The following is a 375-nucleotide window of genomic DNA, read 5'->3' as shown; positions in this document are numbered from 1 at the left end:
GCCAGCGACATCAACAACCTGCTCGACGGCATCGCCAACGGCGTGCAGGTGCTGCAGGCTGCCAACACCGGCATCACCTCGCTGCAGAAGCTGATCGACAGCGCCAAGTCGATTGCCAACCAGGCGCTGCAGACCACGGTCGGCTATTCCACCAAGTCGAACGTCTCCACCACCATCTCCGGTGCGACGTCGGCCGACCTGCGCGGCACGACCTCCTATGCCAGTGCGACGGCGAGCAGCAACGTGCTGTTCAGCGGCGCAGCCGGCGGCACCACCGCGGCGACCGGCACCACGACGCTCGGCGCCACCATCGGCGCGTTCACGGGCACGGCGGCGACGGCCGGCGACGGCACCACGGCCCTGACCGGCACCATC

1 pseudogene is annotated in these 375 nt (G+C 69.3%); it reads left to right on the top strand.

The features are described 5' to 3' along the window. A pseudogene (locus AC24YW_RS36630) lies at window positions 1-375 on the top strand (DUF1522 domain-containing protein); the annotation flags it as partial.

This window comes from Bradyrhizobium sp. USDA3516 (genome assembly GCF_057651995.1).
This window is presented reverse-complemented; position numbering and strand designations above follow the sequence as displayed.